The organism is Gammaproteobacteria bacterium (genome assembly GCA_013001575.1).
Taxonomy (GTDB): domain Bacteria; phylum Pseudomonadota; class Gammaproteobacteria; order Steroidobacterales; family JABDMI01; genus JABDMI01.
This window is the reverse complement of sequence record JABDMI010000009.1, coordinates 17,718-32,981: the sequence shown is the minus strand read 5'-3', so window position 1 is coordinate 32,981 and position 15,264 is coordinate 17,718. Positions and strand designations below refer to the sequence as shown.

General features: G+C 47.3%; 29 protein-coding genes. All 29 read left to right on the top strand.

Translation table 11 applies throughout. From position 1 onward, the window contains the following. On the top strand, positions 1–854 hold an 854-nt coding region (locus tag HKN88_00860; protein NNC96602.1), incomplete at its 5' end, for an elongation factor Tu. A 63-nt stretch (positions 855–917) separates the two neighbouring features. Next, complete coding sequence (gene rpsJ / locus HKN88_00855; GenBank protein ID NNC96601.1) at positions 918–1,229, top strand: 30S ribosomal protein S10; 312 nt, start codon at positions 918–920, stop codon at positions 1,227–1,229. 265 nt (positions 1,230–1,494) lie between these two features. Beyond that, positions 1,495–2,148 (top strand): 50S ribosomal protein L3, encoded by a 654-nt coding sequence (gene rplC / locus HKN88_00850; protein NNC96600.1) that lies wholly within the window; start codon positions 1,495–1,497, stop codon positions 2,146–2,148. 2 nt (positions 2,149–2,150) lie between these two features. Further along, a complete protein-coding gene (rplD, locus tag HKN88_00845) occupies positions 2,151–2,756 on the top strand; it encodes a 50S ribosomal protein L4 (protein ID NNC96599.1) in 606 nt (201 codons plus the stop codon). Further along, a complete protein-coding gene (gene rplW, locus HKN88_00840; protein NNC96598.1) occupies positions 2,753–3,058 on the top strand; it encodes a 50S ribosomal protein L23 in 306 nt (101 codons plus the stop codon). The genes rplD and rplW overlap by 4 nt, the downstream gene beginning before the upstream one ends. 20 nt (positions 3,059–3,078) lie before the next feature. Further along, positions 3,079–3,909 carry a 50S ribosomal protein L2 gene (rplB, locus tag HKN88_00835; GenBank protein NNC96597.1) on the top strand — a complete coding sequence of 277 codons (831 nt, stop codon included), beginning with the start codon at positions 3,079–3,081 and terminating at the stop codon, positions 3,907–3,909. A 16-nt stretch (positions 3,910–3,925) separates the two neighbouring features. After that, positions 3,926–4,201 (top strand): 30S ribosomal protein S19, encoded by a 276-nt coding sequence (gene rpsS, locus HKN88_00830; protein ID NNC96596.1) that lies wholly within the window; start codon positions 3,926–3,928, stop codon positions 4,199–4,201. Positions 4,202–4,218: 17 nt separating this feature from the next. After that, positions 4,219–4,551 (top strand): 50S ribosomal protein L22, encoded by a 333-nt coding sequence (rplV, locus tag HKN88_00825; GenBank protein ID NNC96595.1) that lies wholly within the window; start codon positions 4,219–4,221, stop codon positions 4,549–4,551. A 51-nt stretch (positions 4,552–4,602) separates the two neighbouring features. Continuing rightward, positions 4,603–5,283, top strand: coding sequence for a 30S ribosomal protein S3 (gene rpsC, locus HKN88_00820; protein ID NNC96594.1), 681 nt, complete (start codon positions 4,603–4,605; stop codon positions 5,281–5,283). Between the two features lie 16 nt (positions 5,284–5,299). Continuing rightward, positions 5,300–5,713 (top strand): 50S ribosomal protein L16, encoded by a 414-nt coding sequence (rplP, locus tag HKN88_00815; GenBank protein NNC96593.1) that lies wholly within the window; start codon positions 5,300–5,302, stop codon positions 5,711–5,713. Next, on the top strand, positions 5,713–5,934 hold the full coding sequence (gene rpmC, locus HKN88_00810; protein NNC96592.1) for a 50S ribosomal protein L29: 222 nt from the start codon (positions 5,713–5,715) through the stop codon (positions 5,932–5,934). Before rplP ends, rpmC begins: the two co-directional genes overlap by 1 nt. After that, positions 5,931–6,200 carry a 30S ribosomal protein S17 gene (rpsQ, locus tag HKN88_00805; protein ID NNC96591.1) on the top strand — a complete coding sequence of 90 codons (270 nt, stop codon included), beginning with the start codon at positions 5,931–5,933 and terminating at the stop codon, positions 6,198–6,200. The genes rpmC and rpsQ overlap by 4 nt, the downstream gene beginning before the upstream one ends. A 54-nt stretch (positions 6,201–6,254) precedes the next feature. Beyond that, on the top strand, positions 6,255–6,623 hold the full coding sequence (gene rplN / locus HKN88_00800; protein NNC96590.1) for a 50S ribosomal protein L14: 369 nt from the start codon (positions 6,255–6,257) through the stop codon (positions 6,621–6,623). Between the two features lie 18 nt (positions 6,624–6,641). Then, a complete protein-coding gene (rplX, locus tag HKN88_00795) occupies positions 6,642–6,968 on the top strand; it encodes a 50S ribosomal protein L24 (GenBank protein ID NNC96589.1) in 327 nt (108 codons plus the stop codon). A 55-nt stretch (positions 6,969–7,023) separates the two neighbouring features. After that, the gene (rplE, locus tag HKN88_00790) at positions 7,024–7,563 is read left to right on the top strand and encodes a 50S ribosomal protein L5 (GenBank protein ID NNC96588.1); all 540 of its coding nucleotides are present in this window, start codon (positions 7,024–7,026) and stop codon (positions 7,561–7,563) included. Positions 7,564–7,601: 38 nt separating this feature from the next. Next, positions 7,602–7,907: a 30S ribosomal protein S14 gene (gene rpsN / locus HKN88_00785; protein ID NNC96587.1), complete on the top strand. Its 306-nt coding sequence runs from the start codon at positions 7,602–7,604 to the stop codon at positions 7,905–7,907. A 36-nt stretch (positions 7,908–7,943) separates the two neighbouring features. Continuing rightward, positions 7,944–8,339 carry a 30S ribosomal protein S8 gene (gene rpsH / locus HKN88_00780; GenBank protein NNC96586.1) on the top strand — a complete coding sequence of 132 codons (396 nt, stop codon included), beginning with the start codon at positions 7,944–7,946 and terminating at the stop codon, positions 8,337–8,339. A gap of 35 nt (positions 8,340–8,374) precedes the next feature. Next, complete coding sequence (gene rplF, locus HKN88_00775) at positions 8,375–8,908, top strand: 50S ribosomal protein L6 (protein ID NNC96585.1); 534 nt, start codon at positions 8,375–8,377, stop codon at positions 8,906–8,908. Between the two features lie 52 nt (positions 8,909–8,960). Beyond that, a complete protein-coding gene (rplR, locus tag HKN88_00770) occupies positions 8,961–9,314 on the top strand; it encodes a 50S ribosomal protein L18 (protein NNC96584.1) in 354 nt (117 codons plus the stop codon). A 59-nt stretch (positions 9,315–9,373) separates the two neighbouring features. Further along, on the top strand, positions 9,374–9,883 hold the full coding sequence (gene rpsE, locus HKN88_00765; GenBank protein NNC96583.1) for a 30S ribosomal protein S5: 510 nt from the start codon (positions 9,374–9,376) through the stop codon (positions 9,881–9,883). Between the two features lie 47 nt (positions 9,884–9,930). After that, on the top strand, positions 9,931–10,116 hold the full coding sequence (rpmD, locus tag HKN88_00760) for a 50S ribosomal protein L30 (protein ID NNC96582.1): 186 nt from the start codon (positions 9,931–9,933) through the stop codon (positions 10,114–10,116). Between the two features lie 25 nt (positions 10,117–10,141). Then, complete coding sequence (gene rplO, locus HKN88_00755) at positions 10,142–10,576, top strand: 50S ribosomal protein L15 (GenBank protein NNC96581.1); 435 nt, start codon at positions 10,142–10,144, stop codon at positions 10,574–10,576. 63 nt (positions 10,577–10,639) lie between these two features. Continuing rightward, positions 10,640–11,953 carry a preprotein translocase subunit SecY gene (secY, locus tag HKN88_00750; protein ID NNC96580.1) on the top strand — a complete coding sequence of 438 codons (1,314 nt, stop codon included), beginning with the start codon at positions 10,640–10,642 and terminating at the stop codon, positions 11,951–11,953. A gap of 39 nt (positions 11,954–11,992) precedes the next feature. After that, entirely contained in the window at positions 11,993–12,106 is a 114-nt protein-coding gene (gene rpmJ / locus HKN88_00745; GenBank protein NNC96579.1) for a 50S ribosomal protein L36, read from the top strand. Positions 12,107–12,199: 93 nt separating this feature from the next. Beyond that, entirely contained in the window at positions 12,200–12,556 is a 357-nt protein-coding gene (gene rpsM, locus HKN88_00740; GenBank protein ID NNC96578.1) for a 30S ribosomal protein S13, read from the top strand. A 45-nt stretch (positions 12,557–12,601) separates the two neighbouring features. Beyond that, positions 12,602–12,985, top strand: coding sequence for a 30S ribosomal protein S11 (rpsK, locus tag HKN88_00735; protein ID NNC96577.1), 384 nt, complete (start codon positions 12,602–12,604; stop codon positions 12,983–12,985). 12 nt (positions 12,986–12,997) lie between these two features. Then, positions 12,998–13,618: a 30S ribosomal protein S4 gene (rpsD, locus tag HKN88_00730; GenBank protein NNC96576.1), complete on the top strand. Its 621-nt coding sequence runs from the start codon at positions 12,998–13,000 to the stop codon at positions 13,616–13,618. 71 nt (positions 13,619–13,689) lie between these two features. Next, positions 13,690–14,676, top strand: coding sequence for a DNA-directed RNA polymerase subunit alpha (rpoA, locus tag HKN88_00725; protein ID NNC96575.1), 987 nt, complete (start codon positions 13,690–13,692; stop codon positions 14,674–14,676). Between the two features lie 40 nt (positions 14,677–14,716). Next, positions 14,717–15,079 carry a 50S ribosomal protein L17 gene (rplQ, locus tag HKN88_00720; GenBank protein ID NNC96574.1) on the top strand — a complete coding sequence of 121 codons (363 nt, stop codon included), beginning with the start codon at positions 14,717–14,719 and terminating at the stop codon, positions 15,077–15,079. Positions 15,080–15,264: the final 185 nt, after the last annotated feature.

Below are 15,264 nucleotides of genomic sequence, written 5' to 3'. Positions count from 1 at the left end.
TGCCACAAACGCGTGAGCACATTTTGTTGTCGCGTCAGGTTGGTGTTCCTTACATCGTGGTTTATCTGAACAAAGCCGACATGGTTGATGATGAAGAATTGCTGGAACTGGTTGAGATGGAAGTTCGTGATCTGTTGTCAGCGTACGAATTCCCGGGTGATGACACCCCGATCGTGACCGGTTCGGCTCTGAAAGCCATCGAAGGCGACCAAAGCGACATCGGCGTACCGAGTATCTACAAATTGGTTGAAGTACTGGATACCTACATTCCGTTGCCAGAGCGCGCCATCGACGGTGCTTTCCTGATGCCGGTAGAGGACGTGTTCTCTATCTCGGGTCGCGGCACGGTAGTTACCGGTCGTATTGAGCGCGGTATTGTGAAAGTTGGCGAAGAGATCGAGATCGTTGGCATTAAAGACACCGCCAAAACCACCTGTACCGGTGTTGAGATGTTCCGTAAGCTGCTCGACGAAGGTCAAGCGGGCGATAACGTAGGTGTATTGCTGCGTGGTACCAAGCGTGAAGAAGTTGAGCGTGGTCAGGTACTGGCGAAGCCGGGTTCGATCACCCCGCACACCAAGTTCGAAGCCGAGACCTATATCTTGAGCAAAGATGAGGGTGGTCGTCACACACCATTCTTCAAAGGCTATCGTCCACAGTTCTACTTCCGTACCACGGACGTGACGGGTGAAGTGATCCTGCCGGAAGGCGTTGAGATGGTTATGCCTGGCGACAACATCAAAATGAATGTTGAGCTGATCGCCCCGATCGCGATGGAAGACGGTTTGCGTTTTGCGATCCGTGAAGGTGGCCGTACCGTTGGCGCTGGTGTAGTAGCCAAAATCATCGCGTGATATTAATCAGGTGGGTGCGTGTTGCATCTACCGCTTTTGTTAAAACTTTAATTGGAGAAGTCCATGGCGAATCAAAATATTCGCATCCGTCTGAAAGCATTCGATCACGCATTGATCGATCAGTCGGCCAAAGAGATCGTTGAAACCGCTAAACGCACTGGTGCTCGTGTGAAAGGACCTATTCCTTTGCCGACCAAAAAAGAGCGTTTTACTGTTTTGATCTCGCCACATGTTAATAAAGACGCACGAGATCAATATGAGCTCCGTACCCACAAGCGCATGATGGATATCGTTGAGCCAACCGATAAAACGGTTGATGCCTTAATGAAGCTGGAATTGCCCACTGGTGTGGACGTTCAGATCAAGTTGAACTGATTAAAGCCCAAATCTATGGATTTGGGTATTGCGGTAAGCCAAAAAGTTGTTATAATAGTGGGCTACCATTAACCGGCACATCGTTGGTCGGAATTAAAATTTAGTAGAAATACCCGTGTCGATTTGTGCACGGGTGTTTTTTTTGCAAAAAAACTTGATTTGTCAATAACTTACGAGTCTCTAATCAGGCTTCAAAAGTGCAACAAAATCAGATTTTTACGTTGACGGGCGCCATAGCAGGCTCCGAGGACAGAGGTATAAACACATGGCTATTGGGCTAGTAGGTCGCAAATGCGGCATGACACGACTTTTTACTGATGCGGGCGAATCCGTGCCAGTGACAGTTGTGGAAGTACTACCGAATCGCGTGACACAGGTTAAAACTGTGGAAAACGATGGTTATAGTGCAGTTCAAGTGACCACCGGGTCGCGTAAACTTTCACGTGTCACCAAAGCGGTTGCCGGGCATTACGCCAAGGCAAACCAGGAAGTCGGTCGTGGCTTGTGGGAATTCCGTCTAGACGATGACGCTGCCGATATCGAAGTTGGTACAGAGTTTACGGTTGAAACTCTTAATGAGGGTCAAAAGGTCGATGTGACCGGCACTTCAATCGGTAAAGGTTTCCAGGGTGGTGTTAAGCGCTGGAACTTCCGTATGCAAGACGCTACCCACGGTAACTCGCTCGCGCATCGTGCGCCGGGTTCTATCGGGCAAAACCAAACCCCGGGTCGTGTTTTCAAAGGCAAGAAAATGGCGGGCCACATGGGTGCAGAACGCACTACCAATCAAAACCTTGAGCTGGTCAAGATCGATGCGGAACGCAATCTGTTATTGATCAAGGGTGCAGTACCTGGAGCCAAAGGTGGTGACTTGATCGTGAATAATGCCGTTAAATATAAAAACAAAGGAGGCGCTTGATCATGGAATTACAAATGCATGGTAATTCAAATGGCGTCACTGTTTCCGAAGTAACTTTCGGTCGTGATTTTAATGAGAGCCTGGTTCATCAGGTCGTCAATGCTTATCTGGCTGGAGCCCGTCAAGGTTCCAAAGCCCAGAAGAACCGCGCTGCTGCCAGTGGCGGTGGTATTAAGCCGTGGCGTCAAAAAGGTACTGGCCGAGCTCGTGCCGGTACTATCCGTAGCCCGATCTGGGTTGGTGGCGGCCGTGCTTTTGCCGCTCAACCGCGTGATTACACCCAGAAAGTTAACAAGAAGATGTATCGCGCCGCGATGCAGTCATTGTTATCCGAGCTGGTGCGTCAAGAGCGCCTGGTCATCGTTGAAGAATTTTCAGTGGACGAGCCTAAGACCAAAGTACTGGTTAATAAATTAAAAGACATGGAAATGGATAATGCCCTCATCATAATTGAAGGCTATGACCAGAACCTTGATCTTTCGTCACGCAATATTCCGCGTGTCAATGTTATCGATGTGTCGTCTATCGATCCGGTCAGCTTGTTGTACTACGATCGCGTGGTCATGACAGTTGGAGCGGTACGTATTCTTGAGGAGAAACTGGGATGAGCAAACAAGTTCTGACTGAGCGTCTCTCCACAATTCTGGTAGAGCCGCATATTAAAGAAAAAAGCATGCTGTTGATGGGTAACCGTCAAGTGGCATTTAAAGTCCGTGTTGACGCAACCAAACCCGAAGTCAAGGCGGCGGTTGAATTGATGCTGGACAAGAAAGTCGATTCTGTGAATATCCTCAACGTTAAAGGCAAATCCAAACGCTTTGGCCAATATATTGGTAAACGCAAAAACTGGAAAAAAGCCTACGTGACATTGTCAGAAGGCCAGGAAGTTGATTTTCTGGGGCTTGAGTAATTAAAGACTGAGTAATTATCATGGCATTACATAAAGCAAAACCAACATCACCAGGTCGTCGTTTTACCGTTTCGGTAAAAACTGCTGATCTACACAAGGGTGCACCGTATGCGCCGTTGCTGGAAAAGAAAAGCAAAAGCGGTGGTCGTAACAATAACGGTCGTATCACAACGCGTCATCGCGGCGGTGGTCACAAACAGCATTACCGTATTGTTGACTTCAAACGCAACAAGGACGGCATTCCTGGAAAAGTCGAACGTCTTGAGTATGATCCTAATCGCAGTGCACACCTGGCATTGGTGATCTATGCAGACGGCGAACGTCGTTACATTATTGCACCCAAGGGTGTTAAGGCCGGTGACCCGATCATTTCCGGTACCCACGCCCCGATCAAACCGGGTAATTGCATGCCATTACGCAATATTCCGGTTGGTACGCTGGTGCATTGCATTGAAATGAAACCTGGTAAAGGTGCCCAGATCGCACGTAGTGCCGGAGCTTCTGCTCAATTGGCCGCACGTGAAGGCATGTACGCTACTTTGCGTTTGCGTTCAGGTGAAATGCGCAAGATCATGGCCGATTGTCGTGCCACGGTTGGTGAGGTCGGAAACGACGAACACAGTCTGCGTAAATTAGGTAAAGCCGGTGCTACCCGCTGGCGTGGTATTCGTCCAACGGTACGTGGTGTTGCCATGAACCCGGTCGATCACCCGCATGGTGGTGGTGAAGGTCGTACTTCCGGTGGTCGTCATCCGGTAAGTCCATGGGGTATGCCTACCAAAGGTAAGAAAACCCGTAGTAACAAACGTACGGACAAAATGATTGTTCGTCGTCGTAAAGCGCGTAAGTAATTAAAGGTTAAAAGATATGCCACGTTCATTGAAAAAAGGTCCATTTATTGATCTGCACCTCGAAAAGAAAGTGCAAACCGCAATTGAGACTAACAACAAACGCCCGATCAAAACCTGGTCGCGTCGCTCCATGGTCTCTCCGGATATGGTGGGTCTGACCATTGCAGTGCATAACGGGCGTCAACACGTTCCGGTACTGGTTTCGGAGAATATGGTAGGCCATAAACTTGGTGAATTTGCCGCAACGCGAACCTATAAAGGTCACGCTGCAGACAAAAAAGCCAAGCGCTAATTTAAAGGTTGAATGACATGCAAGTAATAGCAAAACATAAACATGCCCGCATCTCGCCACAGAAATGTCGCCTGATCGCTGACATGATCCGTGGCAAAGACGTGAGTGAAGCATTAACCACTTTGTCGTTCATGCCCAAGAAAGGTGCTGCGCTGGTCAAAAAAGTATTGGAGTCAGCCATTGCCAATGCCGAGCACAATCACGGCGCTGATATTGATGAACTTAAAGTATCCAGCATCATGATCGACGCCGGGCCGGTATACAAGCGTATGCGTGCTCGTGCCAAAGGGCGTGGTAACCGCATCCTGAAACGCACAAGTCACATTATGGTAGAGGTCGCTGACCAATAAGCGCCACAAATTATTAGTTTAACGAACGTAATCAAAGTTTAGAGAAAACGTATGGGTCAAAAAGTACATCCAGTCGGAATTCGCCTCGGCATAACTCGTGATTGGTCTTCGAAGTGGTACGCCAATTCGGAAGACTATGCGAAGTATGTGCACGCGGATCATAAAGTGCGCGAGTTTCTGAAAAAGAAATTATCGCAGGCGTCCGTCAGCTTTATTCAGATCGAGCGTCCAGCCAAAAAACTGCACGTTACTATCCACACGGCACGCCCGGGGATCGTGATCGGTAAAAAAGGTGAAGACATCGAACGTTTACGCGGCGAAGTTGCCAAGCTCACCAAAATGCATATCAACGATGTGCGTATGAGTATTGCCGAGATTCGCAAGCCCGAGCTGGACGCACAACTGGTTGCTGAAGGAATTTCGCAACAACTGATCCGTCGTGTGATGTTCCGTCGTGCCATGAAGCGCGCCGTAACCAACACCATGCGTTTGGGTGCCAAGGGCATCAAAGTTAAAGTTTCCGGTCGTCTGAATGGCGCCGAGATCGCACGTTCTGAGTGGTATCGCGAAGGTCGTGTGCCGCTACACACTTTACGTGCTGATATTGATTACGGTTTTGCCGAAGCCCTGACAACTTACGGGATCATCGGTATCAAAGTATGGATATTCAAAGGCGAAGTTTATGGCGGAATGCCAAGCTTGTCGGCTGCGACCACCCGTGGCGCGGCGTAACCTGGGGTAATTAGAAATGTTACAACCTAAAAGATCTAAGTATCGCAAAATGATGAAGGGCAAGAACCGTGGTCTTGCCAACCGGGGTAGCTCGGTCTCATTCGGTGAATACGGTTTAAAAGCACTTGGTCGTGGACGCATTACAGCGCGTCAGATCGAAGCCGCACGTCGTGCCATGACGCGTCATGTTAAACGTGGCGGTAAAATCTGGATCCGTATCTTCCCGGACAAGCCGATCACCAAAAAACCTCTCGAAGTTCGTCAGGGTAAAGGTAAAGGTAGCGTGGAGTATTACGTAGCCCAGATTCAACCCGGTCGTATGCTGTACGAGATGGAAGGTGTGAGCGAAGAGATCGCTCGTGAAGCATTCCGTTTGGCGGCAGCTAAATTACCGATTCCAACCAAATTCGTTTCCCGTCAGGTGATGTGATGAAATCAGGTCAAATATTAAAAGCAGCCGAGCTGCGCAAGAAAACCGCTGATGAGTTAAACACTGAATTACTCAGCATACGTGACGAGCAATTCAAATTGCGTTTACAAGCGGCTACTGGTCAGGCAATGAAGCCACATGAGTTCACGATTGCCCGTCGTAATATTGCACGCATCAAAACCATTCTGGAAGAAAAGAATTCAGCAGGTAGTGAAAAATGAGTGAAGCTACACAAAATAAAGTAATTCGTACCCTAACCGGCAAAGTTGTCAGTAACAAGATGACCAAGTCGATTACGGTATCTGTCGAGCGTCGTGTCAAGCACCCGTTGTATGGTAAGTACACCACCAAATCAACCAAGCTTAAAGCACATGACGAAAACAACGATTGCAACATCGGGGATCTGGTCAAGATCACTGAATGTCGCCCGATCTCGAAAACCAAAGCCTGGACTTTGCACGAGATCGTCGAGCGCGCTGCAATTTAATCGAATTGAACATCAAGATTTTAATTAAAAAGATTTTTTAGAGGAACAGCGGCAATGATACAAATGCAAAGCATGCTTAACGCAGCCGACAACAGTGGCGCCCGTCGAATGATGTGCATCAAGGTGTTGGGTGGTTCTAAGCGCCGTTATGCCAACGTGGGCGACATCATCAAGGTGAGTGTCAAAGATTCGATTCCACGCGGCAAAGTTAAAAAAGGCGAAGTGTATAACGCTGTAGTAGTTCGTACACGTAAAGGTGTGCGTCGTCCAGACGGTTCATTGATCCGTTTCGATGGCAATGCGGCAGTTTTGTTGAATGCGCGCTTCGAACCGATCGGTACTCGTATTTTTGGCCCGGTAACCCGTGAGCTGCGTACCGAACGATTTATGAAAATCGTTTCACTGGCACCAGAAGTACTTTAAGGCCGGGAGTTAATAGATATGCAACGTTTTAAGAAAGGTGACGAAGTCATCGTAGTGGCAGGCAAAGACAAAGGTAACCGTGGATCGGTTCTGGAGGTCATGCTGGAAGATCAGAACATTCTGGTTGAGGGTATCAATCTGGTGAAAAAACACCAGAAACCCAATCCGAATGCCGGCGTACCGGGTGGCATCGTGGAAAAAACCATGCCATTGGATATTTCCAATGTTATGCATTACAACCCGATCACCAAAAAAGGTGACCGCATCGGTTTCAGAACTCTGGATGACGGACGTAAAGTGCGTTTCTATCGTTCTAACCAAGAGATTGTTACCAAGGATCTGTGATCCCGGGTTTAGCCAAGTAAAAGTAATATTAAAGAGTTTTTAAGAGTAATTAACCATGGCACGTTTAAAAGAATTTTATAACGAGACAGTTCTTCCTCAGTTGATGGAGAAATTCTCGTACAAAAGTAACATGCAGGCTCCACGCATCACCAAGATCACCTTGAACATGGGTGTGGGTGAGGCTCTGGCTGATAAAAAGATCCTGGAGAATGCCAAATCCGATATGACCAAGATCGCCGGTCAACGTCCCGTAACCACATTGGCACGTAAATCGGTAGCGGGATTCAAGATCCGTGAAGGTTATCCAATCGGTTGTAAAGTAACTCTGCGTAAAAGCAGAATGTATGAGTTCCTGGATCGTCTGGTAAACATCTCGATTCCACGTACGCGTGACTTCCGCGGTTTGAACCCGAAATCATTTGACGGTCGTGGTAACTACAGCATGGGTGTAAAAGAGCAAATTATCTTCCCGGAGATCAACTACGACGAAGTAGATGCGCTACGCGGTATGGACATCACCATCACAACCACGGCTAAGACCAACGAAGAAGGCAAAGCATTGCTGGAAGCGTTCAACTTTCCGTTCAAGAAATAATTTTTAAAGACAAGTACGAGTAACCCAAGAGAATAGTTATGGCCAAGGTATCAATGAAACAACGTGAGCTTAAAAGAGAGCGCACGGTTGCCAAGTTTGCCCAGAAACGTGCAGCCCTGAAAGCGATCATAAAAAATCCAAAGTCTACCGACGACGAGATTTTTGAGGCGCAACAGAAACTGCAAAAGTTACCACGTAATGCATCGCCCAGCCGTTTGCATAACCGTTGTAACCTGACTGGACGCCCGCACGGCTACTATCGCAAGTTTGGCCTGGGTCGTAACAAATTACGTGAGTACGCCATGCGTGGCGAATTGCCAGGACTGTCCAAGGCCAGTTGGTAAACACTTTTAAAGCACAAGAGACAAGAGTAAAACATCATGAGCATGACTGATCCTATCGCTGACCTGTTAACCCGAATTCGTAACGGGCAATTGTCAAATAAAGCGAATGTAAGTATTCCTTCTTCCAAACAGAAAAAGGCCATTTTGAATGTGCTGAAGAACGAAGGCTATATTGCTGACTTCAATGAAGTTCAGGAAGGCGCGCACAAGAATTTACTGGTTGATCTCAAGTACTACCAGGGCCGTCCGGTGATCGAAGTGATCAAGCGTGTTAGTCGTCCGGGTCTGCGTAGTTATAAAGCAAAAGACGAACTGCCTAAAGTATTGGGCGGGCTGGGTGTTGCGATTGTTTCAACGTCCAAAGGTGTAATGACAGATCGCGAAGCGCGTGCACAGGGTCAGGGCGGCGAAGTTCTGTGCTTTGTCTCTTAAGAACCATTAGCGATAACAAATTAAGGTAATTAGTAATGTCTAGAGTGGCTAAAAAACCGGTCGAGATGCCAAAAGGTGTAGAAGTGACGATCAATCGTCAAGAACTCTCTTTCAAAGGCAGCAAAGGCAGTTTGCAAATGCAATTGCATACTGATGTGACCATAGAGCAAGAAGAGAACTCTCTGCTTGTACAACCACGCAACAACAGTCGTCAGGCAATTGCTCTGGCTGGCACCATGCGTTCACTGGTCCAGAATATGGTTACCGGCGTTAGTGAAGGTTTTGAGAAAAAACTCGAACTGCGTGGCGTTGGTTATCGTGCCCAGGCACAAGGTAACAAATTGAATTTGAACCTCGGTTTCTCGCACCCGGTTGAACATCAGGTGCCTGAAGGTATCAAGGTTGAAACCCCGAGCCAGACAGAAGTGGTGGTCAGCGGAATCGATAAACAAAAAGTTGGACAGGTAGCTGCGGAAATTCGTGCTTACCGTCCACCAGAGCCCTATAAGGGCAAAGGCGTTCGCTACCTTGGCGAATACGTCGCAATGAAAGAAGCGAAAAAGAAATAATTAGGCTTTTAATTTTTCAATTATTTGCAAGAATTTTTAGTAGAGAACAGTAATGAATAAAAGTGAATCACGCCAACGACGCGCCCGTCGTACCAGAGCAAAGATCCGTGAGCTTGGAGTTCCACGTTTAACCGTGACCCGCAGCCCGCGTCATATCTATGCACAAGTTTTCAGTGCTGATGGTAGCCAGGTTCTGGCCGCTGCCAGTACGCTGGACAAAACGGTCAATGACGGCTTGAAATACACCGGAAACATTGATGCCGCTAAAGCTGTAGGAGCTGCAATTGCAGACAAGGCAAAAGCTGCAGGATTAAGCAAAGTGGCTTTTGATCGTGCCGGATACCAGTATCACGGTCGGGTCAAGGCCCTGGCAGACAGCGCGCGTGAAGGCGGTCTGGACTTTTAACAGGTTTTATTGAAATTTTTTTAAGTACGCAAGTGCACACTTAGAAGTAAGAGAAGATTATGGCAGAGCAACGTGGTGATAGAAACAAGACTGATGACCTGGTTGAGAAACTGGTCACGGTAAACCGTGTATCCAAAGTAGTGAAAGGTGGTCGTCAATTCGGCTTTACCGCACTAACTGTGGTCGGCGACCAGAATGGTAAAGTTGGATTCGGATATGGCAAGGCAAAAGAAGTGCCAGTTGCGATCCAGAAAGCCATGCAACAAGCACGTCGTCATATTGTTAACGTCAATCTTAAAGATGACACATTGCAATACACGCTCAAAGGCCGCCATGGCGCTTCGCGTGTTTACATGCAGCCAGCCTCGGAAGGTACGGGCGTAATTGCCGGTGGTGCCATGCGTGCTGTTTTGGAATGTGCCGGCGTACGTAACGTATTGGCCAAGAGTTATGGCTCGCGTAACCCGATCAACCTGGTGCGCGCAACCATTAAAGCCCTGGAAGGCATGCATTCACCTGCAAGTATTGCCGCCAAGCGTGGTAAAGCTGTTTCCGAGATCGTCGGTTAATACAATAGCTTAACGATTGAAATTATTTAAGAGTAGTGGACAAACCAATGGCTAACAAAAAAGTAAAAGTCACATTAGTGAAAAGTACCAACGGCAGACTCAAGGCGCACAAAGCCTGTGTTGCCGGATTGGGATTGCGTCGTATGCATCACAGTGTTGAAGTAATTGATACCCCGGAAAACCGTGGCATGATCAACAAGGTTTCTTACTTGCTAAAAGTAGAAGAAGCTTAAAAATTCGATTTAGAAGGTAATTGAAATGCGTTTAAATACATTAAAACCAAGTAAAGGCTCAAATACGGCAGGCAAACGTCGCGGCCGTGGTATTGGCTCTACTCTGGGTAAAACCTGTGGTCGTGGACACAAAGGTCAGCACGCCCGTTCCGGTGGATATCACAAAGTCGGTTTTGAAGGCGGTCAAATGCCTTTACAACGTCGTTTACCTAAAGTCGGTTTTACCGCGCGCGTGTCGGCACACTACGCTGAAGTGCGTTTGGGCGAATTGAATAATGTTAAAGATGATGTGATCGATCTGTTAACGCTTAAAAAAGCCAACTTGATCAAGGCCAATGCCAAAACGGTCAAGATCTTTGCTTCTGGCAAGCTTGATAAAGCAGTAACCGTACAAGGCGTACGTGTGACTAAAGGTGCACGTGCAGCGATTGAAGCGGCTGGCGGCAAGATCGTCGACTAAACATACAAGTATTACGTACACAGGATAAACAGAGTGGCTAAAACACCAACACCGGCAAATGCAATGACAGGATCGCGTCTCAAGGAATTGAGAGGGCGGATCTTTTTCTTGCTGGGCGCCCTATTGGTTTACCGCATTGGTACGTTTATTCCGGTACCAGGTGTAGACCCACAGCGTTTTCGTGAGCTTCTCGATCTTGGCAGTGGCCAGGGTGGTATTTTTGAAGTCATGAATATGTTCAGTGGTGGCGCACTGGAACGTTTAAGTATTTTTGCGCTGGGCATCATGCCTTACATTACCACCGCGATTGTGGTGCAAATGTTAACGGCAATGGTTCCACGCTTTATGGAATTGAAAAAAGAAGGCCAGGCTGGTCAACGCAAACTGACCACGTATACGCGTTATGGCACACTCGGATTGGCCTCGGTTCAGGCATTTTTTACCTCGATCGCTTTGCAGAATCAGGGTATTGCCATGAACCCCGGACCACAATTCATGGTCATTGCGGTGGTGTCTTTGGTCACCGGAGCCTTGTTCCTGATGTGGTTGGGCGAGCAAATTACAGAGCGGGGTATTGGTAATGGAATTTCCTTACTGATTCTTGCCAGTATCGTAGCCGGACTGCCTGGTGCGTTTGGTAACTCGGTCACCCTGGTCAATAACGGTCAGCTTTCGTCGATTGCGGCCTTGTTAATATTCCTTGGTGTCTTGGTTGTGATCTACGGAGTTTGTTACTTCGAACGCGCCTTACGCAAGATTGCGGTTAACTATGCCAAGCGTATGCAAGGTCGTCGCATGATGGCGGGTCAAAGCAGTCACTTGCCATTCAAGGTCAACATGTCGGGCGTAATGGCACCGATCTTTGCCTCGAGTCTGATCCTGTTGCCGGTAACGATTGCCAGTTTCGCGGGAACCAGTTCATCGTTTTCGTGGTTACAGGATATTTCGGACAAGATCAGCCCCGGAAAACCTTTGTACATCATGCTGTATACCGCCATGATCGTCGGATTCTGTTTTTTCTGGGTAGCTTTAGTGCAAAAACCGGAAGAGATCGCCGATAACCTCAAGCGTTCAGGAGCATTTATCCCGGGTATTCGTCCAGGTAAACAAACCGGTGAATACATTGATAAGGTATTAACGCGTCTGACCTTCTGGGCAGCGATCTATGTCACCATTGTGTGTCTGATACCCGAATTTTTAATTTTGAAATTTAATGTGCCGTTTTATTTCGGCGGAACCTCGTTGCTGATCATTGTGGTGGTATTTATGGACTTCATGTCACAACTGCAAGCTCATGCAATGTCACACCAATACGAAGGCTTGATGAAAAAATCAAACTTCACTGGCAAGAAAAAAGGCAAGAACAAGGGCAAATAAGCACATTGTTAATGCAATGTAGCTGTCCAGGAGACAATTATGAAAGTACGTGCTTCAGTCAAGAAAATTTGTCGCAACTGCAAAGTCATCAGACGCAATCGTCAAGTGCGTGTGATCTGCACCGACCCGCGCCATAAACAGCGTCAGGGTTAAGGTTGTCTGCATTTTTATTGTCAAAGAATTTAATTAACGAAGATTGAACAAGAGAGAAAGTAAAACCTGTAAAAAGGGTTCGGAGTAAGATTTATGGCTCGTATAGCTGGTATAAACATTCCTGCAAACAAACACACAGTGATCGCACTGCGTAGCATCTATGGCATTGGCCCAACTCGTTCACAAAAGATATGTGACGCGGCCGGTGTTGATGGTACTACCAAGGTTCGCGACCTGACCGATGATGAAGTCGCTAATTTGCGTAACCAGGTTGGCAGCTTCACCGTTGAGGGTGATCTGCGTCGTGAAATATCCATGGACATCAAACGTTTGATGGATTTGGGTTGCTACCGTGGTATTCGTCATCGCCGTGGCTTGCCATTGCGTGGCCAGCGTACCAAGACCAATGCGCGCACCCGAAAAGGTCCGCGTCGTCCTATCCGTAAATAAACAGTTTCAACATTTAAACTAAGTAATAGCATCAGGTAATTTGTTATGGCAAAAGCGCCACGTAAAAAGAAGATTAAAAAGACAGTTGTTGAGGGCATTGCCCACATCAATGCGTCATTTAATAACACCATTGTGACCATTACTGATCGTCAAGGTAATGCCCTGTCCTGGGCAACAGCTGGCGGTTCAGGTTTTCGCGGTTCGCGTAAAAGCACACCATTCGCAGCCGGTGTGGCTGCCGAGCGTGCCGGAAACGCAGCTAAAGAATACGGTGTTAAAAACGTAGAAGTGCGTGTTAACGGACCCGGCCCTGGTCGTGAGTCTGCAGTACGTTCACTGAATAACATCGGACTGAATGTAACGTCAATCCGTGATATTACCCCGATTCCTCACAATGGCTGTCGTCCGCCTAAACGCCGTCGCGTTTAAAGGAGAACAATTATGGCAAGATATACTGGACCAACCTGTAAACTAGCACGTCGCGAAGGCACCGATCTTTTTCTGAAAAGCGGTATTCGCAGTCTTGAAGATAAATGTAAAGCCCAGGTAAAACCGGGTGGTAACGGTCAAGGCCGTGCACGTATCTCTGAATACGGTTTGCAGTTGCGTGAAAAACAAAAATTACGTCGTATGTACGGTGTGCTGGAAAAGCAATTCCGTAACTACTACAAAAAAGCGGCTAAAACCCGTGGTGCGACCGGTGAAAACCTGTTGAAACTTCTGGAAACGCGTCTGGATAACGTGGTTTATCGCATGGGTTTTGCATCAACCCGTGCCGAAGCCCGTCAACTGGTTAGCCATAAAGGCATCCAGGTTGGTGAGCAGATTGTCAATATTCCTTCCTACGTTGTTGCGGCCGGTGACACGATAAGTGTGCGTGAAAAATCTCGCAAACAAGACCGTATTCTGACAGCTTTGGAAATTGCCGGTCAACGCGGTTTTCCGGAGTGGGTGGAAGTGGATACTAAAGGCATGAGCGGTGTGTTCAAGGCAGTTCCAGAGCGTGACGAGATATTGCCAGACGTTAACGAAAATCTGGTTGTGGAATTGTATTCCAAATAATCCGGATCGTTCTATTCAGTATCTAAAGAATTTAAACAGATTTAGTACATTCATTAAAGAGGTTATCTCACATGCTGGGATCAGTTGCAGAATTTTTAAAGCCACGTATCGTTAAGATCGATGCACAGAATGATCACAATGCACGGATCACAATCGAGCCTTTCGAGCGTGGTTTCGGGCACACCCTGGGTAATGCCTTACGTCGTATTTTGTTGTCATCTATGCCTGGCGCGGCAATTACCGAAGCCAACATAGAAGGCGTTTTGCACGAGTACACCAGTATTGAAGGTGTGCAGGAAGATGTGGTTGATATTCTTTTGAATCTCAAACTTGTCGCCTTGAAAATGCATAACCGTGAATCAGCCGAATTGATCTTGCACAAAAAAGGTCCTGGTCAGGTATTGGCTAGCGACATTCAGCTTGATCATGATATCGAAGTCATGAACCCGGACCTGGTGATCGCGACCTTGTCGGATAATGCTGAATTAAAAATGACCTTGAAGATCCAACGTGGTCGTGGCTATCAACCAGCTGCTGCACGTACCGGGTTTGAAGAGCAAACCGCCGAGATCGGTAGTCTGCAACTGGACGCGTCTTACAGTCCGGTATTGAAGGTCAGTTACAAAGTAGATGCGGCGCGTGTTGAACAACGCACCAACCTCGACAAATTGATCATCGATGTGGAAACCAACGGTACCATCGATCCAGAAGAAGCGATTCGTCATGCGGGTTCTATCCTGAAAGATCAATTGGAGATTTTTGTTGACCTTGAAGGCCAGGAAGAAGTTGAAGGTCAGGCGGCAGATGTTTATGTTGATCCGATTCTGCTGCGTCCTGTTGATGAACTGGAATTAACCGTGCGTTCGGCAAACTGCCTGAAAGCGGAAAATATTATTTATATTGGTGATCTGGTGCAACGTACGGAAGTTGAATTATTACGTACACCAAACCTGGGTAAAAAATCGTTAACCGAGATCAAGGACGTATTGTCTGAAAACGGTTTGGCCCTGGGTACCAAAATTGAAAACTGGCCACCGGCTAATTTAAAGCACGATTAAAAATCGTAGTAACAACTAACAAAGAATTTGAGGTAATACCATGCGACATCGTAAGAGTGGTCGTCAACTAAATCGCAACAGCAGTCATCGTCATGCCATGTTCCGTAATATGGCGGCATCATTGTTTGAGCATGAAACCATTAAAACAACCGTGCCCAAAGCCAAAGAGCTACGCCGTGTCGTTGAGCCATTAATCACAATGGCCAAGAACGACACCGTTGCAACCCGCCGTCGTGCTTTTGACAAATTACGTAGCAAAGTTGCTGTGGGTAAATTGTTTGAGATCGCGCCACGTTTCAAAGAGCGTCCGGGTGGTTATACCCGTATTTTGAAAACCGGTCATCGTCCCGGCGATGCAGCCCCAATGGCTATTATTCAGTTGGTCGAGTTAAGCGACGACTGATTAATCGTCGAAATGAATGCAAAAAACCGGCATCAGCCGGTTTTTTTGTGCCCAAATTGTAATCAACTGTAACTTATTGTATTTACAGATAATTTATACAGTATTTTCCTTTTTCGAGCCCGTATAATCGTTGTTCAGTTTAAGTACAGCGGCAGGCTTTATTCTGCTAATAACAATAAAAGCAC